The following is a 24,669-nucleotide window of genomic DNA, read 5'->3' as shown; positions in this document are numbered from 1 at the left end:
CATGCGGTGCGCTACCACCCCGATCAACCGGCCCTTGTGACCGTTGCGTTACCTTTTGATGACAGCGGGTCCGTAACCGACGGGGTGGCAGCGCCCGGCGCCGGCGGCAGCAGCACCGAAACCACCGTGCCCTTGCCGACCGCGCTTGCGATATCGAGCCGGCCGCGATGGCGCTCGACGATGTGCTTGACGATCGCGAGACCGAGACCCGTGCCGCCCAGCGCGCGGCTGCGGCCCGAATCGACGCGATAGAAACGCTCGGTCAGGCGCGGCAGATGCTCGGGCGGGATGCCTTCGCCTTCATCGGTGATCGACACGCGCACCATGCCGGTCTGGTCTTTCCACAGTCGCGTCGTGATCGGCGTGCCTTCGCGGCCATATTTCATGGCGTTGCCGATGATGTTGTGGAGCACCTGGCTCAATTGCGCGCGATCGCCGATCACCGGGGGCACATCGCCATCGATATCGGCGACCAGATCGCCGCCGCGCCGATCGGGCGTGTCGGCGAGCTCGGTATGCACTTCCTCGAGCAGATCGCTGAGGTCGACGGGCGTATTGGGGACGCGATATTTCTCGGCTTCGATGCGCGAGAGCGAGATCAGGTCCTCGATCAGCCGCTGCATCCGCCGCGCCTCATCGTACATCACTTTCAGGAAGCGCGCGCGGGTGCTGCGCTCGTCGCCGGTCTTGTCGTCGCTCAGCGTTTCGATGAATCCCAGGATCGAGGCGAGCGGTGTGCGCAGCTCATGGCTCGCATTGGCGACGAAATCGACGCGCATCCGCTCGGCGGCATAGCTGCCGGTCTGGTCGATCAGGTGGACGACGCGGCGCCCCTCGGGCAGCGGCGCCACGTGCATTTCCCAGCGCTGGTCGAGCGTGCCGAGCCCGACCAGGCTGATCGGCGCGCCGTTGGTCGAGGCGAGCCCGCCGGTCAGCCGCTCGGCCGCGGCGGGATGGCGAATGGCGAGGCGGACATCCTCGCCAATGATGTGCCCGCCCAGCAGCGCGCGCGCGGCGGCATTGGCGTGGGTCACGCGCCCGCCGCCAACGAGCATCATCGGCGTCACCACCGCCTCGATCACATCGGCGATGTCGATCGCGGGCCCCTCGCGCGCCGGTGTTGCGGGGGCGGGGGCGGGCGCCTCGGGCACATCGCCGGTCCCGCTCGCGACGAGCACACCCGCCGTCCCGCCGACAACCATGATCAACGCGATCTGCACGTCACCGCGCAACAGCACCGCAACCAGCGCGGACAACAGCACGATCGCGATGGCGGTAGCGGTGCGGGGGCCAAATCCATTAATCATTGTGGGGCAAGCCTTAGCGCAAAGAGCGATGCGGCGCCTAGCACCAGCGCGACATTTGCCGCTGTCGTCATTCCCGCGACGGCGGGAATCCATTCGTGCAGGCCTAAAGTATTCCCGGCGAAGTCCGCGAGAATGGATCCCCGCCTTCGCGGGGATGACGGGCTGGCGATGACGCAGCCGGGAACCGGACTTTACGATTGCGAAAGGGGGGTGAGCCGATAAGACAAGGCCATGGACGAGCCCGCCGACCCCCCTGTGCCCGCGACACCGGCATCGCCATCGCGCCGCGCGCTGATGCTGGGCTCGGTCGGCGCGGCGGCGATCGTCTCGATCCGCCCGGCACTCGCGCAGACGACCGCCTCGGTCATCGCGTGCCAGATTCCGGTGCCCGATCCCGCGCGCGCCGGCCGCTATGTCGCCGCTGACGGCACGCTGGTCGCGCCGGGCACGCAAGGCGCGTTTCCGCCGGCGCCGGTGCCGTTCAAGGGCGAGGATGTGAAGCGCGCGCTGCAGGGCGGCACGCTGCCCGGCGTCAGCAGCGAGCAAAGCAACGCCTACCTCCAATATATCCGCCGCCTGCAATCGGGCACCAGCGGCTTCACTTGCTTCGCCTCGCTGCAGATGCCGCGCCCCTGATGCTGCGCTACCGCGCCGCGCCGGCTGCCGCGCTGCGCCAAGTAGCGATGGATGGGCTGGCGCTGATCTACCACCGCGCTTCGGGGATTACGCACGTTGTGGCGTCCCCGGTGCCTGAGCTGCTTAGCGCGCTTGGCGATGAGGGGCTGACCACCGAAGAGCTGATGGCGGCGCTCGCCCGTGATTATGACCTTGCCGATGGCGATCGCGCTGCGCTGGCAGCGCGGCTCGACGAGTTGGTCGCGGCGGGGCTGGTCGAGGCGGCGTGAGGCACGTCTTTCAGGTGCGGATCGGCCCGGTGGGCTTTCGCGTCGGGTCGGACTGGCGCGCGCCGGTCGCGCAGCTGGCCGATCTGTATCGCGATTATCCTGCCCCCGAGAACGGCATCCCCGATTTTTCGGTGCGGCTGTTCGCGGCGCGGCCGTGGCGGCGCGTGCTGCGCCCGTCGATCACGCTCGGCGGCGATTATGTGCTGCCCGATGCTGCCCCGCTGCCGCTCGCGCAGGGGCTGCTGGCGGCGGAAATGGCGATGAACCTGCAGATGGCGCTCGGCCAGCGGCGTTATCTGTTGCTCCACGCCTCGGCGGTCGAGCGCGACGGGCGCGCCTTGCTGATGACCGGGGAGTCGGGCGCCGGCAAATCGACGCTCGCGGCACTGCTTGCCGCGCGCGGCTGGCGCTTCATGGGCGACGAATTCGCGCTGCTCGATCCGGCGACCGGGCTGGTCCATGCCTTTCCCCGCCTGGTCAGCGTGAAGAACGCGGCGATCGAGGTGGTGCACACCGCGCATCCCGGCGCGCGCTGGGGGCCTGAACTGGCGGGCACGCCCAAGGGCACGATCCGTCACCTCGTGCCCCCGCCCGATGCCCTCGCCGCGATGGACAGGCCCGCCACGCCTGCACTCATCCTGTTCCCGCGTTTCGGCCATGCCCGCGACCGTCGCCCCGTGCCGCCGAGCGAAGCGTTCGTGCGGCTGACTCAGGCTTCGACCAACTACGTCGCGCTCGGCGAGCGCGGGTTCGCGGCGCTGACCGGGCTTGTCCAATCGGTCCCCGCGCGCGCGATCGATTATCCAGACACCGAAAGCGCAATCGCCGAAGTGGAGGCCACATGGGCAGGGCTCTAGTCGATGCGCGCCTGCTCGCCGCTGCGCTGCGCGACCCCGCAAGCACCGCCGCGCTCGACGGCGCCGGCTGGACCGCGCTGATCGCGATGGCGCGCGCCGAGCAGCTGGCGGGCACGCTCGCCCATCGCCTCGCCGGGCTCGATCTGCCGCCGCCGGTCGCTCGGCAAATGGAGGAAGCGCGCTGGTCGGCCGACCAGGGGCGCATTGCGGCCTTGTGGGAAGCGGAAATGGCGCGCCGCGCGCTGGCGCCGCTGGGCGTGCCGGTGGTGCTGCTGAAAGGCACCGCTTATGTCGCCTCCGGGTTGAAAGCGGGGGTGGGGCGCTCGATCGGCGACCTCGACATTCTCGTGCCGCGCGAGGCGCTCGATGCGGTGGAGGCGGCGCTGCTCGGCGCCGGGTGGGAATGGGTGAAGCCCGACCCTTATGACGACGCCTATTATCGCCGCTGGATGCACGAGCTGCCGCCGCTCATCCACCGCGAGAGCGACCGGATGATCGACGTTCACCACACCATCCTGCCGCTGACCGCGCGGCCCAAGCCCAATGCCGCCGCGCTGATCCGCGACCGCGTTGACCTTGGCAAAGGCCTCAGCGTGCTCGCGCCGATGGACATGATCGTCCACGCCGCAGCCCATCTGTTCGCCGATGGCGATCTCGCCGGCGGCTTGCGCAATTTGTGGGACATTCATTGCCTGATCGACGAATTCAGCACCGATGGACTGATGGAACGCGCCGCGCAGCACGGCCTCGCCCTGCATGTCGCGCGCGCGTTGCGGCTCGCTCACGCATTCTACGACAGCGCAGTCCCGGCGGATTTCCGGCGCCTCCGGCTTGCTGACCGACCGTATCTCGATCGCCTCACCGCACGCGATGGCTGGGGTCGCGCCACGCGGCCCATCCTGCGCCAGCGTTTCTATGGGCGCTCGCACCTCATCCGGATGCCGCTGCCGATGCTGGCGCGCCACTTATGGACCAAATGGCGTAGCGGGCATCGCGGTTAACCCCTTTCCCCACTCGCATCACCGCCCTAGCATTCCGGCAACGAAGAACGGTTGAGGGGGCAGGGGATGCGTCACGTCGCGATAATCGGCTCGGGGCCCGCCGGTTATTACACTGCCGAGGCGTGCCAGAAGCTGTTCGGCGACGGCGTCCGCATCGATATTATCGACCGGTTGCCGGTCCCTTATGGCCTGATCCGCTTCGGCGTCGCGCCCGATCACCAGTCGATCAAGGGTGTGTCGCGCCGGTACGAGGCGGTGGCGCTCAGCGATAATGTGCGTTTCGTCGGCCATGTCACCGTGGGCAGCGACGTCTCGATTGCCGAGCTGCTCGAGCTGTACGATGCCGTTGTGCTCGCGACCGGCGCGCCGCACGATCGGCCGCTCGGCATTCCGGGCGCGGATTTGCCTGGCGTCATCGGCTCGGCGGCATTCGTCGGCTGGTATAATGGCCATCCCGATTTCGCCGATCTCGCGCCCCCGCTGGCCGGGCCAAACGCGGTCGTGATCGGTGCGGGCAATGTCGCGCTCGATGTAACGCGCATTCTGTCGAAAACGACGGAAGAATTCGCCGGCTCGGATATCGCTGGCCACGCGCTCGCCGCGCTGGAGCAGGCGGGCATCCGCCGCATCACCATCGCCATCCGTCGCGGCCCGCACCAGATCGCGATGACGCCCAAAGAGCTGGGCGAGCTCGGCCATCTCGCCCGCGCCACACCCCATGTCGATCCCGCCGATCTGCCGCCGGCTGAGGAAGACGCGGCGCTCGACCCAGGCCAGCGCAAATCGGTGGCGCATCTCCGCGATTTCGCGGCACCGCGCGCCGCCGACGCCAAGCCGCTGACGATCGACTTCGATTTCTTCGCTGCGCCCATCGCGATCGAAGGCGATGGCCGCGTCGAGCGCATCATCGTCGAGCGCACCCGGCTCGATGCCGGCGGCAATGCGGTCGGCACCGGTGAGACTTACGCCATCCCCGCCAATCTCGTTATCAGCTGCATCGGCTACCGCACGCCGGCGATCGAGGGCGTGCCTTATGACCCGCGCGCCGGCCGCTTCGCCAATCAGGACGGGCGGATCGCGCCGGGGCTCTACGCGGTCGGCTGGGCGCGGCGCGGTCCCTCGGGCACGATCGGCACCAACCGGCCCGACGGCATTGCCGCCGCCGAGCAGATCGCGGCCGATATCGGTGAGAGCAGCGGCAAGCCGGGTCGCCCGGGGCTCGACAAGCTGCTCTCGGCGCGCGGTGTCGACATCGTCACCTTTCGCGACTGGCAGCGGATCGAGGCGGCTGAGATCGCCCGCGCACGGCCCGGCTCCCCGCGCGAGAAATTCACCACGATCGGCGACTTGCTGGCGGCGATCGGCCGGGCCTGACGCCCCTTGCGCGGGGCAAGGCGCATGGGTATAGGCGCCGCTTCCAAGCTCACCGGCCCCGCGCAACCTGCGCGACGCCGGGCTCCGTCGGGGAGTAGCTCAGCCTGGTAGAGCACTGCCTTCGGGAGGCAGGGGCCGGAGGTTCGAATCCTCTCTCCCCGACCAGATTTCAATAACTTAGATGCTCGCTAAGTTGGCCGTACGAAACGAGTACGGAAAAGAGGGGGTAAATCTACCTCTCAATCGCTCGGGCGCGTTTCATGCAAATGATTGCTTTCCGATAGCCCGCGTCGTTGGATTGGGTTAGCCCGGCAAGGGGATTGGTGCATGTGCAACCATTATCGAACGGATCGGGCAGTACTGAGCACTTGGCGCGACTATATCGGCTGGTCGCTACCGACGCAGCCTGAGCTGCCGCTGGACTTAGCTGAGGATGTCTGGCCCAAACGACGCGGGCTGGTTGCCCGGATCGGCGACAGCGGCGAGCAGATCATTGAGACAATGGCTTGGGGTGTCCCGCGCACCATGCCGGGGAAGCGGCCAGGCACGACCGTCACTAATTACGTCACCAACGTGCGCAATCTCGACAGCCCGTTCTGGCGATCGATGCTGGTCCAGCCGACGCGGCGCTGTTTGGTGCCGTTCACGGAATTTGCCGAGCCGGTGATCGGCGGCGGACGGTCCGAACATTGGTTCCGCGTGCTTGATCGTCCCGTGGCGGCGTTTGCGGGCATCTGGCGTCCATCGGAAGCTGGGGAAGTCTATGCGTTCCTGACGTGCGAGCCGAACAGCTTGATGGCACCGCTACACCCCAAGGCTATGCCGGTGATCCTGCCTGAGGATGATTATGAGCGCTGGCTGGCTGCTCCATGGGATGAAGCCAAAGCGTTGGTGCAGCCGTTTCCGGCGCAGCTGATGGCGGTGAAAACCGGAAGTTAAGGGTCGCCTTATCGGGCAGTTAGCTTGAGTCCGATCCTTTCCCGTTGACGGCCTGCGACGGACCGATGAATCGCTGCTCTATGCGCAACGCAGCCGGTTATTATTGCGTTACTCAGCCTTCACCTTTCTTTGATTCCTCACCAGATGGCGCGGGAACCCTGCAGACCACTAATTCGCCTTCTTTTTGCAACCTTTCTTTGACTTGCGGGATAGGCACGGCCGGGTCGATGAAAGTTAGGTTCGCGCCAGATTGAGATAATGCCTGTCTAATTCGCCCAGTATGAGTGGTATCGGACACTATTACCAAATCGACGTTGCGTAGCAGTCCGCGTGGCTTGTCGGCGGCAATTTTCTCAATCCATGTCGTTAGGTTTTCGGTGTCGGGTGAACCAATTGCCCGCAGGTCGTGTGGGATCACTGCTTTCTCTGTCAGGGCCGTTCGCAGCCATTCAACGGAGGCGGCGAAGTCGGTAGCCCCGGGGGAGCGCAACACCGTCGTGGCGGGATAGGGACCATCTTGGTGTGACCGTTTGGTGCGGAATTGAGTTTCGTTTAGATAAAAATGCCAGTCTTCTTCCTTGTTGCTTATCGGGGCTTTAATGGGTTGGTTCCACAATTGCAGATATTGACGTTCGCTCACGCACATCGCCCGTGCGACAGATGCGGCTTCGTCAAGGACCGTCTTCCATTCGTTCGATTCAAGGCCCACGGGTGCGCCATCGGCGATCCTAAATGCCAGATCAGCTGTCTTGCCTTCCCGGAAAGCTTCTGCCTCATCAGGCGCCGGGCGAACAACCGGGATGATCAGTGTTGATTGATCAGCGGAAAGTCGGGGTTTTTGACGCCACCAGATCGAGCTCACCGAATGCGGAAGAGCAGCGATAAACCAATCTGGAAATAGATCGCTCAAGGCGAAATGTCGGATGAGGGTCCCGTCCCCCCGGTAAATCGCAACCGCGTTCTGGCTGTAACCCAGCCCATGCCAATCATCTAACGTGACGAATGCGGCAGCGTGGTCCGCAACAAGAACATCCACCGGCGCTATTTCATTCGGGATCGGCCCCGACCAACTCTTTTTCCATTCGCCGGAAGCGTCTTTCTGCTCGATGATGACCGTGGCTGTCCTCGCCTTCGCTCCTTGAGGTGCCCCAGCGGGTTCGCGATGGGCAACCTTATCCCTGAAATAAGCAGAGGCACTTTCGAGGTCTCGCGGCACAATGGTTAGTCGTGCTTGCTGGTCGTCGGAAGCGTAGGTTTTGCGTTCAGGAGGCTCCCACTGGTCCGCCACCGCAACGGAGCTCGCCAGCGCTAACGCGGCCAGGAATGCAAAGCGCACCAGACAACCCCGCCCAGAATTGAACTGGCCAGAGGCTAGAGGCATTTTCCAACAGGACAAAGCCGTATGTTAATCAGCTTCTGAACCGCGACACCGCCTTCTTCCACTCCCGCTCATCCGGCCAAGGCAGCACCACAGTCGGAGTCTCCGTCCCAGACGTGCCGATCTGCGCCCGCTTCTGCCCGCACCCGTTGCACTTGAACCTGAGCCGGAACGCCGCCAGCCGCTCTTCCCAGCCCTTGCGCCGGCATAGCCACCAGATCTGGTGAGGATCGAACACAGCGCGGCGCTGGCAGACCAAGCACGTCACGACGACCTGCTTGTGCCAAGCGGCGCATTCGAAAATGGTAGTCGGCATCCTCAGGCCCGAATCGTCGTATTTCGCCATGCGGGCATGGGGCACAGCGGCAAGCGTGTAGGACAGGTCGTGCGACGCGCCGCGCCTCAGTTCGGTCTAAATTTGGGGACATGCTCTCTGGCAATGGTAATTGACTCTTTGCATTTCGCGGCCATGTATCCTCCAATGTCGACGGAAAATGGCTCAGAGGACACAACTATCGAAGCGATGCCGGTTCACGCCGACGCGAACTTTCGGCGTGCCTTTGCTGACCAAACCGTGGTCTTCCCGTTGGGACGGGACATTGATTTGGCATTTCTTGCGCTTAGCCCAGTAATCCACGGCGTCACAGCAGCGCAAGGAAGCGATCGGGCAACGGTTGAAACTCATCCTGCGTTGCATGAGGTTTGCCGTATGAGGGTGTCGCCGTTCACGGCCCTCACGCTTGCGATTCAGATTATCCAACCCCTAGTAGAACAGGGCACAATTAATAAAGAGGCCCTGCTTTCTAACATTGAATCAATTCAAGCAAAAACCGTCCCAAACGACGAAGAGGAAGATAGCGATGGACAATAATATCGCACTTCGATCTTCAGACCCTATCTATAATCGCGTAGCTGAGGTTTTTGGTTCGCTCTTGCGCAATGACGAAGTAAAACAAAACACCGTACAATCTTGGCGCGGCAATGCTCAGATTGCTCACGATATAGCCTTCGGCAAAGTGCCATCCGACCTTTATAGCGATCGCTCAGGTATGCTTTATTCAAGCGGGACGGCGCAGAATATCGAAAACCTGATGCTACTAACATTTCGCAAGGCTAACTTGCCGCTAGTTAGTACGGCGACAATCGAAATTGAGCAGCTCTTCACCCAGGCAACTCACTGGCCTAAAGTCCAGGCAGCTTTCAACGCGTGGTCGTCCTTGGAGGCGGGCTGGGACGGAGAAGAGGCAGTAGCTCCATCAGCGGAGCAGCTGCATTATTGTCGCACATTCGCTTGGCATTGCCAATCTCAGGGAATTCGTGAACCAGAGCATTACATCGCACAAGACGGTGAAATCGGACTTCACTGGAAGGGCGAACTGACTGCGTCCGTTTCATTTCTTCCCAGCGGTCGTTTTCTGGCGTTTTGCCCACAGGGCAACGGCAACGATGTTCGCATTTCCGGTCCGCTTGATATTGCGACTGGCTCACCGACACTTTTCGGAGCGCTTGCTAAGGTCAGATGAGTGCACGGTTGGACGGCTCATCCGGACAGCAAACCTTGCTGCGCCAGCGGTCTGGGCGCGGTTCAGGACTCCGAAAAACTTGCGCGGCTAGTTTCTCTGCAGGTTCCCAATTTAGGTTACGTCCCATTCAGTCGAAGCGAGCTTTTGCCGCCGTCGAACAAAGCCGCAAGCAACACATGTGGGGACAAGGATGGTTGTTCGGTCCTGAGGTCCGACAGCATCAGCGAACAGCGGCTGATGGAACTGAGCTCAGAGCGAGCTCAAGCCGTAAATCTGCGAGCTATGGAAAAGTCCAATCCGCCAAAATCTGTGCGTGTGTCCAACGGAGCGCGTATTGCTAAAGCCACAGATGTCAGATCAATCCGGCTAGCTCGAAATCCCGATAAACAAGTGCTTTTCGTTTACGACGATCCCTGTGATGAGGAGCCTTGCCACGCTGTAATTAGGATGGACAATGACACGCCCGAAGAAGAGGTTGCCGGCGTTCTCGACAAAATCGCGGCAATCTTTAGGCATTCGGTCAAGCCCATCGAGAACATAGCCGCATCAAAGCCAGAGTAATAGGCTCACTCACCCCAATATCATCGCCTCAGCGATAGCCGCGATCAGCACAGCGCGCGGCACCGGCACGTTCGCTGTTACATAGCCAGGGTTTTGCGCCCGACGCATCCCATAGCGCCTGAGCCAATCCCGCCCATGCTGCCGCCAGGCCCGCTGTAGAGGCGCTACGGGCAGCAAGAAGCACAATCCCGACGGCGCGTAGGCATAAGCAATGAAATCGCACGCTAGCGGCTTCTGGACCCACCCGGGCACCCGTCGAGCCTCGTCGCTCCATTGCTCCAAAAGAATGTCCGGCCAGTCCTCGGACCTGATCTTCTCGTCCACGGTGTAGGTGCGCCCGCAGGCCAGGGTGAGCACCCGATCAACACCGCCGCGTTGTGCCCAGCCGTCGTCACGGACGGCCACCGCTGACTGCAGGCGAGGAAAGGCTCGGCGGTAGAGCGGCAGCCACCAATCGGCGTCGGCATAAGATTGGGATAGCCTAAGGCTGTCGTTGAAGTTGTGAACCCTTCGACGGGCAACAGCACCCCGACCGGCTGGCTGGGGTGCTGTGCGATGTGCTGTTGAGGGCGCCGGGTTATTCAGAAGCGGCGCTTTCGCCGTGGCGGCCAGCGAGGTGCGCCGATGGTGATGTTGGGCTTGGGTCGCGGCCTCATGCGATAATGGGCGAACCCGATGCGCAGATTACCGCGCCACCGATCGGGCACATAATCGCAGCGCGTCTCGCGGATGCGGCGGCGATGATAAGCTCGGATAGCGGGTTCTGCGAATTCGTCGGCAAAGTCGCTATCAGGCTCGGCATCGCCGTCGTCTTCGCCGTCGAAGTCAGGCTCAAGGTCCGGGTCGCCATCCGCTTGGTCGAGGTGATCAATGATGCGGGTGACGATCCGGCTCAAGGCCGGGCGGGGTAGCGACGGAATGACCGATAGCAGCTCCTACAGCGCGCTATTGGCGGTTGCACTGCTCGCCATGGTCAAGCCTCCACGCAAAGCAAGCCACGGGCTGCCAGAGCATCACGGACAAGCTGGCGGCGTTCGTCATCCAGTTCCGCGCGCAGCTGCTCGACCACTTCCGATGAGGCCGAGCCGGTCACAGCGCCGATCCAAAGCTCGTCATCGCGGACAAAGAACGTGGCGCCAGCTTCGGTGGCTTTGGCGATCCAGTCGTTGGCGTTGAAGGCGGTGGGTTGGTCGACCGGCTTATGGCCAACCATGCTCGCCAGCGAGATCAACGCGGCCAGCATCATCTGGCCAGGCCAATCAAGATTGCTGTCGTCGCGGCGCAGCGCTTGAAAGTCGCCACGCGTAATTGCCGATTCATCGGCCTTGCTTGTCGTCGCGTGATACAGGCCGACCTGCAATTGGATCATCGCGCCCCGGATCGTGTTGGCCGTAGTGGTCTGGATGGTTTCCTCGGCGGCATCGATAATATCCCATTGCTCCCGCTCGCCGGGTGCATATCCACCGGTGCTGGGCCCGTCATCGTCCGGCAGGGCATTGTAGACGGCGAACGCTTCCTGTCGGCGCTGCCATGCCGCTTCGATAACTGGGTCTCCTGCGTTCGGAGCAGCAACGGCATTGAGGCGACGCACATCAGCTTGGATCGCTGCCACCCGCTCTGGCGCCACGTCGAAGCCTTCATATTCGCCAAGAACCAGTGCCATCTTCTCATCCAGTTCGGTCAGCGACGAAACCGGGTAGCTCACCAACGCCCGGAACGCGTCGACATGCTCTTCTAAACTGCGATCGTGTTCGCACTCGATCGGCCCCACCATGGTATCGTGCAGCCCGTCACGCATCGCGGTCCAGGCGGCGAGGTCTTGCTCATATTGCTGCCACGCAGCCTTGTTTTCCGGCGTATCGTCCACCGCCCTAATCTGGGCGATAGTCATGTTTTTGATGTCCGGCAGCTCAACGGATTCAGGCTGCTTTGGCTTCGGCGCCGTGAGTTCGACGTGCGCCTCAAACCGGCTTTCCGCCTCATCAAGGGCGGTGACCAGCCGGTGGTATTCGGCTCGCTTGGCGCGATAGTCGGCAACGATTGCTGCCCAGCTGGCGTCGCTGATAGCGGGATGATCGGGCGCAACAGGAATTGCGCCCCGATCGGCGCGGGGGCTATTGGCATTCATAGTCGTGTCCCTTCTTCGACAAGGGGTTGCGATTAGAGCCGGCTCGGAAGTTGGCGCTTTCGGCCGGCTCGATTATGTGTTATCCCAAAATTGCGATGTCGTCAATAAATGATAACACAAAATCTCGTGGGCGCCCGAAGACCACTGGAAAAGGAATGCTTATCGGCATCCGAATGCTGCCCGACCTATTGGCCGCACTCGACGCCTGGATCGGCAATCAGCCCGATCCTAAGCCAACCCGACCTGAGGCTGCCCGGCGTTTGATCTGGCAAGCGTTGTCCGGGCGTTAATTCCCGAGATGACGTTAGCGGCTAACGCGCATTTTGCGGTGTTGCACGCACCGATTGGAGCGGTCAGAACCGAGGCATGAAGCTGCCGCCCGAAAGATACGACGAGCCCGAATGGGTGCGAGTCCAGCGTCGGCTTCAGTTCAACGACGCGGGGCGGGAAATTTGGTTCGGCCGGATTTTGTGGAGCTATTATCCGGCACACTGGAAAGGGCTGGCGGTCATGCTCGCGGGGATCGCGGCGACCTTGTGCCTTGTTGTTGTCGTCGACCCTCACATGTCGGGAATTTGTGTCGTGCCATTCCTGATCGGCTGGGCAGTCATGATGTGGATTTGCGAGCAGCATTCACCAAGTCGCTCATAGCTTTGCTCAACGGGATTGCTGCGACGCCGGTTTGTCATCAGTCTCGCGGTTTTAGGCAAACGTTACAGTGTGCTGGCCGAGCCGGAGAGACCCGGCCTTTATCTTGTCTTCCACTCCCAATGTCCGTATCCGTCCGGCCGTTGCACGCTGGGCGCCGCCGTGATGATTAAGCGTCGAGCACGGCAGCAACTCGTCAAGCCGTTCGACCTGGGTCGCGCGATGTTGCGGTTGATGCCGCCGCTTCAACGACAGGGTGCCGTGGACGTGCGATCCGCGCTAAGGCATCCGCATGAGCTCAGATTGCGGATGCACGCCCGTCGCCCCCGATACGAAGTCCCAGCGCCGTGTTCTCCACATAGCGCTAGGGCTCAACGCGATGATGTTCGTTGTGGAGGTCACCGCTGGCTTGCTCGCCAACTCGACGGGGCTCCTTGCCGACGGCCTCGATATGTTGGCCGACGCGTCCGCCTATGCCATCGCACTTACTGCGATTGGCCGAAGCGGGAGGTTCAAAGCCAACGCGGCGACGCTGAGTGGAGTTCTGCTTCTTATTCTCGGCTTGGGCGTGATTATCGATGCGGTTCGACGGATCATATCGGGAGAGCTACCAGAAGGCTTGTGGATGATCGGCATTGCAGCGGCTGCCCTTGCCGTCAACGCTACCGTGCTGCGGCTCCTCAGCAAGGAGAGGAACCAGGAAGTTCATATGCGCACGACATGGATATTCACCCGCGCAGATGTCGTGGCGAACACGGCTCTGATCCTCGCTGGCATCGCGGTTGTGCTGACGGGAATCCGATATTTCGACCTCATAGTCGGGATCGGGATCGGTCTATACGTGGTCAAGGAGGCGATCGAGATTCTCTCCGAAGCAAGAGAGGCGAAGCGCGCCGAAGCACCGAACGGCTGACCGCGCTGCGTCAGGCAGCGGCACGATGATTTAGCGCCCAGTTCCATGGCAGGAGTTCGTCGAGTCGGTTGGCGGGATGGCCTCCGACCATGCGGTTGAGCCGCGCGAAACCTCTTTGCAAAATCCCCGCCAAGCATTCGTTTGTATCCCGTCGCTCTCGTGCCCTCCTCATAATCTCGTTAGTTAATGGCCGCTATGGGACGCAAACTGACATGCCGCTATCGGCGGGCGGGCTTCATCCTCGCGCTGATCGCGTCGGTTTTCTCTAGTCCTTCAGAGCACGGCGGTAGATCAATTTCCGCCGTTCACGACTTGCGCGCCGATGTAAGCCCCCACGTTGCCGGCCGCCGGCGCTGACCGAGCCAATAACTTAGCCAGAGAATTACGAGTCTTTCCTGGCGTTGAGCGGGCGGCGCGATTGATTAGCGCCATGCCGGGACTGGTGTAGGGAAAACTAGCGGCAGCGCCGTAGAGGCCGGCGACCGGGTGCTTGATCAGATCGAGGGCGGCAAGACGCCCGGCCGTGCCGGTGTCCCCGACCGACGAGGGCAGCACGTCCTGCGCAGTGCGAGCCTCTTTCTGCATCAGCGCCAGTCCACGCGAGAACGACGAACGACGCGGCCCTGAAGCCATCGACTTCGCGGCCTGTAATAGGTCCGACGGGGTGAACACGCCGCCGCTGGTGGCTCGCTGACCAGCCGCCTTCTCGACGCGCGTAAACGCCGCAAATGAGGCATTCAGCTTCTTGAGCGCTGGGGCAAATTGCGGGTTCGCCTTTTCCAGCTCATCACGCGCCGCGCCGAGTATGTCATCGATGCGGTCTGCCATCATGCGCTCATTGACGCTTTGCGACCTGTGCAGCCCGCGCGATAGGCGAGTAAGCTCGCTTTCCATCGCCTTGAAATCGTTGCCTGACATCACACCGTTCTTGAAGCGGCCAAGGACTTCATCGGAGACGATGCTGTCGAGCGCTTTGGCCGCGTCGCCGGGAATCTGCTTGGCCTTGCGCAGCGTATCGAAAATGGCATCGCCGAACTCGTTCCTGAGCGGCAAGTTCACGCGCGGCAAGATACGGTTGTAGGCAGTCGAAAGCGCGCCGTAGATTTTGTTGATGCCTTCGTAGCCGATCTCATGGCCATCGTATTTCTGACCGATCGGCTCCAGCACGCGGTTGTAGATCCGGCGGTTCCAATCTTGCAGGCCAATCGCCCGCGCCGCTTTGATTTGCTGACCAAGGAAAGGTTGGGACATCAGTTTGTCCTCGGCCGACTTGGCTAAGCCGCCCGCCATCTGCCCAGGCGTCAACCGAACGCCCATGTCGATCAGTTTCTTCGCCGCGCCTGTAAATTTTGGAGCCAGCAGGTAACCGCCGCCTTCAACTACTCGGTTGCCAATGAATGCTCCGGCCGCCGAAGACGCCGCGCCTTCAACACCAGCGGTCAGCCGCTGCATAGCATTGCCTTTTGCCGTCCCAGCTCCTTCTATGCCACCATAGATCGCAGCGGGGACAAGCACGCGGCCTATGCCCGCTGCTGGTGCGATTTTGTTGATAGGCGAAGCCATGGCGCCAACAGCCCCAGCAATCGCGTTGACGGTCGGATGGGCCTTGTCGTTTGCCGCCTCCCGCGCGTGTTCAAATTGGCGTGCGTCCTGATATTCCTGCGCCAACGTCATCTTCGAACGTGGACCACCAAGTGCGTGATCTAAGGCGTAATATAGCGGGGCGCCTACGGCCGCACCAACTCGACCAATAATGTCGCCTGGAATGACGGCGCGCATAGCCGCATCGGTCGCCGACGTGAACGCATTGTCAGGCTTCGGCTGATACCGGTCAGCTACGGTGCGCTTCGGGCCAGCAGCGGCGCGACCACCATCCAGCGCAGTCACCCGCTTGCCGAAGTCCCGTTGCGCGCGCTCGGTTGCTTGCTCGGGCGTGATATTGTCGGGGGCATTTTCGTAGATGTGCTGGGAGCCATCCGCGAAGGTAACCGTGATGTTACGCGGCATGAGTCACCACTCCGAAAACGTTGGCTGGCTATTGCGGCATTGCACGATCGCCTCGACCGCTCCGATCAGGTGTCGATACGATCTGCGTCGATCTTGGATGTTGAGACTAGAGCACTTGGCGGCTCGATGAACAATACTAGCATCGCCAATCGAGCGATTTGGCCCTGCGTCTTGATCGCGGCTGGAAACACAGCGGTCAGCAGCGGGCGGGGCTAGGAGATGTGATTTGAGTGATAAAAGGGCGACCACGGCATCATCCTTGCCAATATTCGCCCGCTAAGGTCACGGTCCCTTGATGATCAGTATAACTCGCTATCTTCTCTATTTCAACAGCTCAAGATCGCCAACTGCTGCATTCATTAGCAAGCCAAACCCCACCGAGGCCAATGAGGAGACCGACAGGCTGCTAAGTAATTTGTACTCACCGAGGGTGAGCCATTAGACCGAAGAGATTGAGCGTCTCTCCGGTACGCTGATTAGTGCCCAAAATGCCTGGCTCTTTGATGTACGCGGTATCGTGCATGATTTTTGTTTGGACGTGCAATTGATGAACGTCTGGCACAAATTCCAACTTGCCTTGAAAGCGCGAAAATTTATTCATGCGACGGCGCGAATAGAATGCGTACAAGTCTGCAATCTGGATAGCTCGACAACTGCGCTTATCGACTTCTGAAACTGTGGTGTTCACGTGCAGGTTACCCCGTCGCCGCTCGGAAGCGACATAGCGGAAAATGTCAGGATTGTTTCCGCTGCCCGATTCCAACATGTAGGAAATGCCCTCAGCTTTGACCCGTTCGGCGATGCCGTACTTGCCGTTGTTACGGAACTCGAAAGAGATATTCCCAAAGCAAAAGCCAAACCCTGAGAGACTGCCAAAGACCCTACGATGCTCGGCGTCCAGCTTGAGCGCTCTTTGGCGGAATAGCTTGAAATGGTCCTTTCCGATCGAACGGCTGATACCGAACAGGACATTCCCCATGAGAGCCTGCCCGACCTCCTCTAAAAACCTCTCGATTTTCGGCAGATTCCAACCTTTGAAGCAATTGCTGCGGCCATCCAATTGTCGCCCGCGAATGAGATCGACGTCGTATTTGTCGCATATCGCCTCAGCTAACGCCTCGAAGCGCTGCCACCCATCTTCCTCGGCAAGGTAGCCTGCGATCGTCTCGACCTTTGAGACCGTCGCATCGCTATCGTCCAAATAACAAGCGAGCACAGATATAAGCCCCCCAGCGCGACCTCCCCGCGCCAGACGGATTGCATCAAAGACTCGTGGTGCGGGGCAGTTAATCACTTAGCACCCCTTTTCCGCTCAGGTACGGCAAATATAACAACGCTAATCTCCTGTTCCGCGCACATCGATCGGAAACTGTCTGAGGGTTTCATCCGAGGTCTTCAGCAGTTCCGCGATCATATGCTTGAGGGCCGTGTGATCCGCCGACCGAAGGCCGTGCTTCAACGCATTTTTGTTGCCCAGCGGCGGCCCGGGATTCCTGCCTCCATGCAGTCTGCAGCGCCGGCGCCCCTTCATAGCCGGCGACTGGCATGCCGTGCCACGCCGGGTCATGGCCAAGCAGCGAGGTGCCGAACGCGCCTTGTCTATGGGATTGTTCGCTGAATTCATTTCTCTCACCCCCGGTGTGGACGTGCTCGGCAATGACAGCCTGGCCGCCGCGATTATCGACGTGCACGTGCCGAATGACCTGTTCGCCGCCGCGTCTCATCTTCGCGAGCGTTTCAAGTTGGGTGCACATAGTCCGCTGCAATTTGGTGGCTTGGGCAATGTATGCGCCGATGACTTCGACGGTTGTGGACCGCTTCGCCGCCGCAAGCAGTTCAAGCGAAAGTTCGTTGGTTGCTGCGAGTTGCAAGCCGATGATGCTTTCCAGCTCGTTTTGGGGCTCGACTCCCGCGATGATTGCTATGGCCGCGTTGACTGCATCCTCTGACGGCAAGCCGCCACCCAGCGGACGCATGAAGTTACCGATCGACTTGATCATGTGTTTACGGAAACCCGGCGAGCACGCGCCCAGGGCTTCCGCGAGATGGTATGCGAAACCTTGCTCGTCGTCATGGTCGGAGCCGAATTTTACCGAGTTGGTTCCCTCGTCCGCCGACCAAGAACAAGTTGGTCGGCTTGGGCGTTTGGCAAAGGTTTCGCGCGCCAATGCTATGGCATGCTTCTCTCTATCGGTAGGTTTTCGACGCTCCGGGCTGGCATGACCTTGAGTAGCTGCCGTGCCACGATCCGGTTCCAGATCGTCGTTCTTTACGTGATCAGTCATCATAAGTTCCTTGGGTGCTCAAGCGGGTCGAAGTCGTCGTCATCGGGGTAGGGGACCCCGCCCAAAGCGGGGGTCCCGATCCCCTTACGTAGTAAGGGGGTATGTGTGCGGGGTGGATCGGGGGCTGTTAGGGCGGCGTCCGGGACGGGATCGGGAACCAGTTCGGGAACGGTTCGGGGAGCAGTTCGGGGAACACCGGCAACCTCGACAATGGCTGTCACATCCCGGCCCTTTGCCGCGTTGCGAACCCGCTCTGTTCGGATCGCACCGGCAGCAAAAAGACGTTCCATCGCAAGCCGCAATCGATCGCGCCTAAGCCCGAGAGCCTCGCGCATCCCTTCGAATTGAGACGGTGCATAATTTGGGCCTGGCGTGGGGCCGACGTGGCGACCATCGCCCTGATGCGCCCGAGCGCGAAGGCACGCCAAGAATCGTTCGTCGTCGGCATTGGCCCGTATCACCGCATCCATCTCGGCGCGTGTATCGGCTGGCAGCTCGTCATCGGTGGCGAATGCCCAGTCGATCCATCGGAAACGGATTTCCTCGCCAACACGCCCGTGATTGCTCTTCGATCTGCAAAGTCTGCGGGCGTCGGGGTCGTCTTGGTCCGGGCGATCAAGAAACCAGCGAGCCCTGACGTGGGCGTTCCACGCTGTCGACCCTGACCACTGCGAGCCTTCCGCCTTCGCCGGGTGAGCGAGCAACACGATGGTGCACGCCGCCTCAATGGCAAGGCCAGCAAGGGCGTTGCAGAACGCTGCCACGTCCGCACGACGGTTTTCATCGCCTGGGAACAAGCAGGCCACGTTATCGAGAATGACCAGCGTATCTGCGTGCTTTTGGCAGGCCGCTCGGATCGCCTCGAACACACCGCCTCGAATGAACCTGCCCGTCGGGTCAAAAAAACCGAGCTGGGCATCAGTATAGCCTAAAAGGCTGCACAACTGAGGTGCCGCCCCCTTGGGCAAACCTAACCGTCGATTGATGCCGTTCTGCCGCCTGTGAAGCTCGGCTGGGTCATCCTCGGCAGTTACATACAGCGACGGGCCAGCCGCCGAGGGCAAACCGAGAAATGGCCGACCTGCCCATCGCGCGGTTGCCAGCTGCTGGCCCAACAACGATTTGCCGACGCCCGGATCACCGCTAAGCAAGCAAACGGTGCCGCGCGCCAGCCACCCAGATACGATCCATTCGCGTGCTGGCGGGTCGTTTGTCACCCAACCCGTGGTGTCGATCAGCGGCAATACCCATGGTTCAGCGGTAACGACCGTCAGCGGCGGGTCAGCGGACTTTAGCAGCTCATCAATTGCTGCAAGCGGCTTCATTGGCTGCCTCCCAGTTCGAGGCCAGGCCAGCGCGGGTGAGCAACTGACACAGCCATTCAGCTTGCCGTTCGCTCAATGGCGAGGGGTCGACTGCAATCTGGCCGAGGAAACCGCCGCAATGCCGGTTTAAGTCAGTGCCGCTTTGTAACAGCGCCAGCGCTGCGTCGCGGTGCGTTGAGAACGAGGGATTAGACATGGTCCACCCCCGGTTCCAGGCGCAGCCAGTGGATCGCAATAATGCGCGGGATGCCAGCTATTTGTTGCGAAAAATCAGCGCGGCCGATATACTCGTTTGCGCTGTGATCGAATGCGAAGGTCGGTGTCCCCACGCCGGCCTTCTGCGCTTTTGGGCCGCTCGCCCCTGCTGCGATCGTCATGGATTACGCCGCCGCCTGATACGCCGGGAGGCTGCTCAGATAGGCGTCTAAATCAGCGAAGGCGATCAGGGTACGTCGCCCAGACTTGCGCGCAGATAAGTCACCGCGATTGAGAGCTTGATAAATAGCGGTTCTGGTCATGCCAGAATACTGGACCGCATCGTTGATGGTGCCATACGATTTAGTCACGGTGGTCCTTTCTGCGGCTCGCAGCGGATCACCTGTACAGAAGAGGCAAGATGACCGGGCCACGATAACCGCGCATAATACGGTTTGATGTAGCCCGGCATGGATCGTCACCGGTAACGAAGCAGAATGTCTGCCCTGATCAATGATAGGTTATTTTGGTATTGGGGCGCAATTGCATCCCGTACTGTCTCATTGGGCGCAATCCAGAACTCACCGCCACCTATAGCGCTAATTCACCCAACGCCTTGACCGCCGCGTCGCGCACCAGGTGTCCATAATGCCGCTCAATCATTTCGGCGCTGGTGCCCGAAATCTGAGCGATTGTGAGGAGCGGAAGGCCACCGGTCACCAAGTCGGTAATCGTGCTGTGACGCAACGTGTAAGCGCTGGTTTCGGCTGGAAGTTTCGCGGCGGCCACCGCAGCAGCAACTGGGTGTTTCCAGCTATGCCTATCCCAGCCCTTACCGTTGGCGCGCATGAATATCGGAGCGCTGGGCAACTTGTTCGCTGTCTGGCTGGCCAGCAGCTTCGCCGCGTCCACTGGAATGACGATCCGCCGATCGCGGCCTGCCTTGTCTTTGCCCACCGTCAACTCAGACGTGCGCTTGTCGAAGTCGCCAACGTTCAAAGCGGCCATCGCGCCAGGTCGAAGTGGCAGGAGACATAGCGCCCGTACGAACGGTGCGGCCTCCGCATCGATATGCTCCAACAGCTTCCGGCGCTGGTCCTTGTCGAGATAGAGCGTACGCTGCTTGCTGGCATTGGGGACAGCGGCCAGGGCCTCTTGCCATGCTGCCTCACTGTTCGGTGCGCCTGGGGCGAGCACGGTATTCAGCGCGGCCCGCAATGCCGTCATGTCGCGGTTGACAGTGGCCGGGGCGCGGTCGCGGGTTCGCTTATCGCCCTCTTTGTTTCGGCTCACCAGCGATGGCTTATCCTCAAGCCGCTTCCGCCAGTCGCGTAGATGGTGACGGCGAAGGCGGTCGAGTTTTACCCGTGCGATCGGGTCATCATAGACGTGGCGCTTGAACCGGCCTTCGGCATCGTCATTGGCTTTACCGTATTCGCGGCAGGCGTCGGCAACGGTTTCGATCTTGGCCCGAACCGCGCCACCAGCCTCGATGTGTTCGGCGAACTTCTCGGCCTCGCGCTTTGCCGCCGTGAAAATCTCGTTCCCAGCCAGGCTGCCAAAGTCACCCAGGGCTTTCAGGCGATACTTGCCCTTGTCCTCGTCATAAACCCGCGCGATCCACGTGCCCTTGCCGCCGCGCTTTGACGGCCGATACCCAAGAAAGCACCCGACCTTGAGCCGCTGCCAATGCGGTTCGCGCTGGGGTTTCAGCTCGTCCCGAACTTTTACTTTGCTGAGATCGAGCGCCATCGAAAATGCCCGTGTTTGTTCCGTACGGAATAAGTACGGAAAACATAGCCGGACATATTCGGATTGTGCAAGACAGAAAGACCAGCTTTTCTGGGGGTTTTAGCGTCCGGTTGTGTCGCCGGTTGTCTGGAGTCCCTGCCTTCGGGAGGCAGGGGCCGGAGGTTCGAATCCTCTCTCCCCGACCATATTTCTGCCGCTGCCGCGCTAGAGGCGGGCGTTCCCGGCTACTTCCGAAGACTGCAGATACGCCAGCATCGCGTCATAGCTGTCGGCACTCAGCTCGACGAAGACGCGCCGCTTGTCATTGGGGTCGGGGCGGCGGATGACCATCTTGCGGCTTTCAAGGTCGTGGATGTGCCGCAGCGCCGTCGTTGCCGGCACGCCCGCTGCCGCGCACAGCGCCGACATCGGCACGCGCTGGCCATCGAGCTTGGCCGCCGTCAGCTCGAGCAGGATATCCCAGACCGGATCGGCGAACAGCTCGCCGGGGAAATAGCTGTCGCGCAGCCGGCGCGACGCGATCGCCGAGCGGATCGACGACGCGGTTCGGCACGACGCGTCTTCAAAGCCACGAAACCGGATCGCGCCGACGTCCGGGGCAGAGGAGATGGAAATTTCAGCTGCTGTCGTCATGGTCAATGCCCCCAAACTCAATGATTGTGCCGAAGCGTTGCAGGTCCCGTGGCGCCCGCCATGCGCCCCAGGTGTGCGACCAGCGTGTCGAGATCGACCGGCGTCTTGGTCGACGGGCTGAACGCGTAGCTGGAGGGCGCATCGAGCGCCCAGATTTCGCGCATCTGCGCGATCGCCTGGTGGTTGACCGCGATCTCGAGTGCGACGCTGCTGGTTTCGCCAGTGGCGACCGGCAGGCCGATCAGGTGGACATGATAGCCCATGTTAAAGAACCACGGCAGCGTTTCGATCTCGGTGATGCCGAGCATGCGGTCGATCCCGAATTCGAGCGCGACTTCGAGCGAGCCGACGCGGAACGCGGCGCGCGACTGGCGATGCGCTGAGCGGCGAAGCTCGGGGATGACAAAGCCGCGTGTGACTTCCCACGTCGTCTCGTCGGCAATTGGGCGATCCTTGATCGCCACCGCTGCCGGAAAATGATCGCTCAGCATGGAATTGGTCGTCGTCGGGCGGACGCGCTGGCCGGCAACAACCTTGCCGTCCTGGCCGATGTTCAGCAAATAAATCGCCTGATCATCGTCATATTCGTCGCGCTCTTCGCCGTCGATACTGGCTAGGTTCCAGCCCTTTTCTTCGACGAAAATCTCGCGACGAAGTTTGAAAAACTGAGAAAGTTCATGGCAATATTCTTGGCTATTACTAGCGGTGATCACATGAATCATTGCCGTAACCCCCCAGCAGATGCAGGGAGTTAGCTACCGCTCGACCCATCCTCAGTGTATTGGCCTTTTCCCGTAATTCTTGGCCGGCACCACCTCGATCAGCAGGCCGTGGCGCCAGGCTTCGAACACGGCCTGAGCGCGCGTCGATGCACCCAATTTGGCGCGCGCATTGTCGAGATGCGCACCGACCGTGCGCGGCGCAATTTCTAGAATTGCGCCGATTTCCCAATCGGTTTTGCCTTGCGCAACCCAGGTGAGGCACTGCGCTTCTCGCCGGGTGAGGATGTTTTCCGGGATCAGCTCATCATCGGCGATTTCGAGCAGCGAGCGGCCGCAGGTCGCAAAAACCGTCGCGAGCGCCTGAATCGTGCTGCGCTCGGCGATCCCAGGCGGATTGTGGTTCTCGCCCGCCAGCAACACGGCGGCCACTTCGCCCAGCGGCCCCGTCACCGGCACGACGAAGCCGTTCTTCAGCCCGACCTTGAACGCTTCCTCGAACAACCGTTTCTGCTTCTTGTTCAGCGCGGCGCCCGACAAGTCGCTCCAAGCGAAAGGCGAATGCTTCGAGAAAACGAGCGGCAAAGTCGGATCGTCGGCCGCGAGATGCTCTTGCATATAGCGCTCGCCCCAGCCCATGGTCTGCCCGCTGAACAAAACCCGCGGGCGAACCGGCTCGCCGGGCGTCGCCAAACTGATATAGCCGAAAGTATCGTAACCATATAGGTTAACGACGGCGCCGAATTCACGCACAAGCTCGCCGATATCCGACATCGCCGGTGCCTGCTGAAGAAAGTCTAGAGCCCGGTGGCTAACCATCTCCATCGCGATACGCCCTCCAACAAGTCGAACCCCGGGGGTAGCACAGTTTGCAACGTGATCAATCCACGCTTTTCTGCCCGTTAGGCGCATTTGTCTCGGATTGAAGGAGCGCAGGGCGGCACGCGATGCGGCCCGCCAACGCCTCAGGCGATGCTTTCTTCCGGCAGCAACTCTGTGTCGATCTGGGCCTGCATCATATCGTTGTAGCGCGTGCCGGCGACCGCGCCGGGCGGGAAGATGGCGTCGACGGCGGCGATGATGTCGTCGGACAAGGTCAGCGTCGCGGCGCCGACATTTTCCTCGAGGTGCGCGATGCTGCGGGTGCCGGGAATGGGCACGATGAATGGCCGGCGCGCCAGCACCCAGCCAAGCGCGAGCTGCGCCGGCGTGCAGCCTGCGCCCGCCGCAACTGTCTTGAAGCGATCGAGCAAGGGCAGGTTGGCCGCCAGATTCTCGGCGGTGAAGCGCGGCATGAAATTGCGGATGTCGTGCGCCACGAAGCGCGCCTCATGCACGGCATCCGCTAGAAAGCCGCGCGCGACAGGCGAAAAGGCGACGAAGCCGATGCCGAGCTCCGCGCAAGCATCGAGCACCGCGACTTCGGGGTTGCGCACCCAGGGCGAATATTCGGACTGTACCGCCGCGATCGGGTGGACGGCGTGCGCGCGGCGGATCGTATCAGCCGACATCTCGCTCAGGCCGATCGCACCGATCTTGCCCGCCTCCCGCGCCCGCGCCAGCGCGCCGACCGAGTCCTCCACTGGCACGCGCCGATCGAGCCGGTGCATGTAATAAAGATCGATATGGTCGGTGCCGAGCCGCTGCAGCGCGTTGTCGAGCGTGTTGGCGATCGCCGCAGGCGAGCCATCGATGCCGCGCTTGCCATCGTACACATCAAGCACGCATTTGCTGGCGAGGGTGAATTCGGCGCGCCGATGGCCGACAGCCTTGGCCACGAGCCGCTCATTCGCGCCCATGCCATAGAGCGCGGCGGTGTCGAGGAAGGTCACGCCCAGGTCGAGCGCGCGATTGAGCAGGCGGATCGCGTCGGTTTCGTCGGGCACGTCGCCATAGGCATGGCTGAGGTTCATGCAGCCCAGGCCGATCGCGGAGACGGTGAGCGGGCCGATCTGGCGGTGGGGGAGGGTGGAGGTCATGAGTGGTTTCCTATTCCTCTCCCCTTGCGGGAGTTCGAGGTAAACAGTGCCCCGCACTGTTTAGGTTATGCCGGGGGCATGACCGCCCTCGAACTGATAGCGAAGCTTAGCGCTGAAAGCGCTTAGCGGAGCTTGGTGAGGGCTTGATGGGTGGCTGAGTGCTGTATTTTACCCCTCACCCAACTCCGACTAGGCAGCAAGCTGCCAAGTCTCCGTAACCCTCTCCCGCAAGGGGAGAGG

Annotated in this window: 30 protein-coding genes and 1 tRNA gene; 14 read left to right on the top strand and 17 right to left on the bottom strand. The window is 61.7% G+C overall.

All coding sequences use genetic code 11. The features are described 5' to 3' along the window. Positions 1–23 precede the first annotated feature (23 nt). The gene (locus tag ACLB0R_RS01350) at positions 24–1,307 is read right to left on the bottom strand and encodes an ATP-binding protein (protein WP_416641464.1); all 1,284 of its coding nucleotides are present in this window, start codon (positions 1,305–1,307) and stop codon (positions 24–26) included. Between the two features lie 231 nt (positions 1,308–1,538). Between ACLB0R_RS01350 and ACLB0R_RS01345 the strand changes: the two genes are divergently transcribed. The 7 genes from ACLB0R_RS01345 (at position 1,539) to ACLB0R_RS01315 (ending at position 6,383) form a co-directional block, all read left to right on the top strand. Further along, the gene (locus ACLB0R_RS01345) at positions 1,539–1,943 is read left to right on the top strand and encodes a hypothetical protein (RefSeq protein ID WP_416641462.1); all 405 of its coding nucleotides are present in this window, start codon (positions 1,539–1,541) and stop codon (positions 1,941–1,943) included. After that, complete coding sequence (locus ACLB0R_RS01340) at positions 1,943–2,212, top strand: HPr-rel-A system PqqD family peptide chaperone (RefSeq protein WP_416641461.1); 270 nt, start codon at positions 1,943–1,945, stop codon at positions 2,210–2,212. Before ACLB0R_RS01345 ends, ACLB0R_RS01340 begins: the two co-directional genes overlap by 1 nt. Beyond that, positions 2,209–3,069, top strand: coding sequence for an HprK-related kinase A (locus ACLB0R_RS01335; RefSeq protein WP_416641459.1), 861 nt, complete (start codon positions 2,209–2,211; stop codon positions 3,067–3,069). The genes ACLB0R_RS01340 and ACLB0R_RS01335 overlap by 4 nt, the downstream gene beginning before the upstream one ends. Further along, positions 3,054–4,070 carry a nucleotidyltransferase domain-containing protein gene (locus ACLB0R_RS01330; RefSeq protein WP_416641457.1) on the top strand — a complete coding sequence of 339 codons (1,017 nt, stop codon included), beginning with the start codon at positions 3,054–3,056 and terminating at the stop codon, positions 4,068–4,070. The genes ACLB0R_RS01335 and ACLB0R_RS01330 overlap by 16 nt, the downstream gene beginning before the upstream one ends. Positions 4,071–4,136: 66 nt before the next feature. After that, on the top strand, positions 4,137–5,444 hold the full coding sequence (locus ACLB0R_RS01325) for an FAD-dependent oxidoreductase (RefSeq protein ID WP_416641456.1): 1,308 nt from the start codon (positions 4,137–4,139) through the stop codon (positions 5,442–5,444). 88 nt (positions 5,445–5,532) lie between these two features. Continuing rightward, a tRNA-Pro gene (locus ACLB0R_RS01320) sits at positions 5,533–5,609 on the top strand. Between the two features lie 162 nt (positions 5,610–5,771). Continuing rightward, positions 5,772–6,383: an SOS response-associated peptidase family protein gene (locus ACLB0R_RS01315; RefSeq protein ID WP_416641454.1), complete on the top strand. Its 612-nt coding sequence runs from the start codon at positions 5,772–5,774 to the stop codon at positions 6,381–6,383. A gap of 112 nt (positions 6,384–6,495) precedes the next feature. On the opposite strand, the gene ACLB0R_RS01310 is transcribed toward ACLB0R_RS01315, so the two are convergent. Continuing rightward, positions 6,496–7,719: a hypothetical protein gene (locus tag ACLB0R_RS01310; RefSeq protein ID WP_416641452.1), complete on the bottom strand. Its 1,224-nt coding sequence runs from the start codon at positions 7,717–7,719 to the stop codon at positions 6,496–6,498. Between the two features lie 73 nt (positions 7,720–7,792). Further along, on the bottom strand, positions 7,793–8,107 hold the full coding sequence (locus ACLB0R_RS01305) for a hypothetical protein (protein ID WP_434953679.1): 315 nt from the start codon (positions 8,105–8,107) through the stop codon (positions 7,793–7,795). A gap of 135 nt (positions 8,108–8,242) precedes the next feature. Here ACLB0R_RS01305 and ACLB0R_RS01300 point away from each other — a divergent pair, with 135 nt between their 5' ends. The 3 genes from ACLB0R_RS01300 to ACLB0R_RS01290 are packed head-to-tail and all read left to right on the top strand — an operon-like array spanning position 8,243 to position 9,845. Next, positions 8,243–8,632 carry a hypothetical protein gene (locus ACLB0R_RS01300; RefSeq protein ID WP_434953678.1) on the top strand — a complete coding sequence of 130 codons (390 nt, stop codon included), beginning with the start codon at positions 8,243–8,245 and terminating at the stop codon, positions 8,630–8,632. Beyond that, on the top strand, positions 8,622–9,284 hold the full coding sequence (locus tag ACLB0R_RS01295) for a hypothetical protein (RefSeq protein WP_416641449.1): 663 nt from the start codon (positions 8,622–8,624) through the stop codon (positions 9,282–9,284). Before ACLB0R_RS01300 ends, ACLB0R_RS01295 begins: the two co-directional genes overlap by 11 nt. Next, complete coding sequence (locus ACLB0R_RS01290; RefSeq protein WP_434953677.1) at positions 9,285–9,845, top strand: hypothetical protein; 561 nt, start codon at positions 9,285–9,287, stop codon at positions 9,843–9,845. It abuts the gene before it with no gap. 9 nt (positions 9,846–9,854) lie between these two features. Here ACLB0R_RS01290 and ACLB0R_RS01285 read toward each other — a convergent pair whose 3' ends face one another. Then, positions 9,855–10,250 (bottom strand): hypothetical protein, encoded by a 396-nt coding sequence (locus ACLB0R_RS01285; RefSeq protein ID WP_416641448.1) that lies wholly within the window; start codon positions 10,248–10,250, stop codon positions 9,855–9,857. Positions 10,251–10,507: 257 nt separating this feature from the next. On the opposite strand from ACLB0R_RS01285, the gene ACLB0R_RS01280 reads away from it, so the two are divergent. Next, entirely contained in the window at positions 10,508–10,756 is a 249-nt protein-coding gene (locus ACLB0R_RS01280; protein ID WP_416641446.1) for a hypothetical protein, read from the top strand. 62 nt (positions 10,757–10,818) lie between these two features. On the opposite strand, the gene ACLB0R_RS01275 is transcribed toward ACLB0R_RS01280, so the two are convergent. Next, entirely contained in the window at positions 10,819–11,973 is a 1,155-nt protein-coding gene (locus ACLB0R_RS01275) for a hypothetical protein (RefSeq protein WP_416641445.1), read from the bottom strand. A gap of 366 nt (positions 11,974–12,339) precedes the next feature. On the opposite strand from ACLB0R_RS01275, the gene ACLB0R_RS01270 reads away from it, so the two are divergent. Together ACLB0R_RS01270 and ACLB0R_RS01265 are read left to right on the top strand one after the other, a co-directional pair. After that, the gene (locus ACLB0R_RS01270) at positions 12,340–12,624 is read left to right on the top strand and encodes a hypothetical protein (RefSeq protein ID WP_416641444.1); all 285 of its coding nucleotides are present in this window, start codon (positions 12,340–12,342) and stop codon (positions 12,622–12,624) included. Positions 12,625–12,913: 289 nt separating this feature from the next. After that, entirely contained in the window at positions 12,914–13,534 is a 621-nt protein-coding gene (locus ACLB0R_RS01265) for a cation diffusion facilitator family transporter (RefSeq protein ID WP_434953676.1), read from the top strand. 291 nt (positions 13,535–13,825) lie between these two features. On the opposite strand, the gene ACLB0R_RS01260 is transcribed toward ACLB0R_RS01265, so the two are convergent. The 3 genes from ACLB0R_RS01260 to ACLB0R_RS01250 form a co-directional block, all read right to left on the bottom strand. Continuing rightward, positions 13,826–15,541, bottom strand: a complete 1,716-nt coding sequence (locus tag ACLB0R_RS01260; protein WP_416641441.1) for a hypothetical protein — start codon at positions 15,539–15,541, stop codon at positions 13,826–13,828. A 421-nt stretch (positions 15,542–15,962) separates the two neighbouring features. Beyond that, positions 15,963–16,742: a hypothetical protein gene (locus ACLB0R_RS01255; protein WP_416641439.1), complete on the bottom strand. Its 780-nt coding sequence runs from the start codon at positions 16,740–16,742 to the stop codon at positions 15,963–15,965. 135 nt (positions 16,743–16,877) lie between these two features. Then, positions 16,878–17,072, bottom strand: coding sequence for a hypothetical protein (locus tag ACLB0R_RS01250; RefSeq protein WP_416641437.1), 195 nt, complete (start codon positions 17,070–17,072; stop codon positions 16,878–16,880). A 34-nt stretch (positions 17,073–17,106) separates the two neighbouring features. Here ACLB0R_RS01250 and ACLB0R_RS01245 point away from each other — a divergent pair, with 34 nt between their 5' ends. Next, positions 17,107–17,490, top strand: coding sequence for a hypothetical protein (locus ACLB0R_RS01245; RefSeq protein WP_416641436.1), 384 nt, complete (start codon positions 17,107–17,109; stop codon positions 17,488–17,490). 335 nt (positions 17,491–17,825) lie between these two features. Here ACLB0R_RS01245 and ACLB0R_RS01240 read toward each other — a convergent pair whose 3' ends face one another. The 9 genes from ACLB0R_RS01240 to ACLB0R_RS01200 all read right to left on the bottom strand — a co-directional run bounded on the left by ACLB0R_RS01240 (position 17,826) and on the right by ACLB0R_RS01200 (position 24,429). Then, the gene (locus tag ACLB0R_RS01240; protein WP_416641434.1) at positions 17,826–19,151 is read right to left on the bottom strand and encodes an AAA family ATPase; all 1,326 of its coding nucleotides are present in this window, start codon (positions 19,149–19,151) and stop codon (positions 17,826–17,828) included. After that, on the bottom strand, positions 19,129–19,347 hold the full coding sequence (locus ACLB0R_RS01235; RefSeq protein WP_434953675.1) for a hypothetical protein: 219 nt from the start codon (positions 19,345–19,347) through the stop codon (positions 19,129–19,131). Before ACLB0R_RS01235 ends, ACLB0R_RS01240 begins: the two co-directional genes overlap by 23 nt. Further along, the gene (locus ACLB0R_RS01230; RefSeq protein WP_416641432.1) at positions 19,340–19,528 is read right to left on the bottom strand and encodes a hypothetical protein; all 189 of its coding nucleotides are present in this window, start codon (positions 19,526–19,528) and stop codon (positions 19,340–19,342) included. Before ACLB0R_RS01230 ends, ACLB0R_RS01235 begins: the two co-directional genes overlap by 8 nt. Before the next feature lie 3 nt (positions 19,529–19,531). Next, positions 19,532–19,717: a helix-turn-helix domain-containing protein gene (locus ACLB0R_RS01225; RefSeq protein ID WP_416641431.1), complete on the bottom strand. Its 186-nt coding sequence runs from the start codon at positions 19,715–19,717 to the stop codon at positions 19,532–19,534. Positions 19,718–19,937: 220 nt separating this feature from the next. Then, positions 19,938–21,098: a tyrosine-type recombinase/integrase gene (locus ACLB0R_RS01220; protein ID WP_416641430.1), complete on the bottom strand. Its 1,161-nt coding sequence runs from the start codon at positions 21,096–21,098 to the stop codon at positions 19,938–19,940. Positions 21,099–21,302: 204 nt separating this feature from the next. Further along, on the bottom strand, positions 21,303–21,731 hold the full coding sequence (locus ACLB0R_RS01215; RefSeq protein ID WP_416641428.1) for a MarR family transcriptional regulator: 429 nt from the start codon (positions 21,729–21,731) through the stop codon (positions 21,303–21,305). Positions 21,732–21,748: 17 nt separating this feature from the next. After that, the gene (locus ACLB0R_RS01210; RefSeq protein ID WP_416641427.1) at positions 21,749–22,453 is read right to left on the bottom strand and encodes an acyl-homoserine-lactone synthase; all 705 of its coding nucleotides are present in this window, start codon (positions 22,451–22,453) and stop codon (positions 21,749–21,751) included. Between the two features lie 51 nt (positions 22,454–22,504). Continuing rightward, positions 22,505–23,362: a helix-turn-helix transcriptional regulator gene (locus tag ACLB0R_RS01205; protein ID WP_416641426.1), complete on the bottom strand. Its 858-nt coding sequence runs from the start codon at positions 23,360–23,362 to the stop codon at positions 22,505–22,507. 53 nt (positions 23,363–23,415) lie between these two features. After that, a complete protein-coding gene (locus ACLB0R_RS01200; RefSeq protein WP_416641424.1) occupies positions 23,416–24,429 on the bottom strand; it encodes an aldo/keto reductase in 1,014 nt (337 codons plus the stop codon). Between the last annotated feature and the right edge of the window lie 240 nt (positions 24,430–24,669).

The organism is Sphingomonas sp. GlSt437 (assembly GCF_048015635.2).
Lineage (GTDB): Bacteria > Pseudomonadota > Alphaproteobacteria > Sphingomonadales > Sphingomonadaceae > Sphingomonas.
Note: the sequence above shows the minus strand (reverse complement) of the source record. Positions and strands in the feature narration are given on the sequence as shown.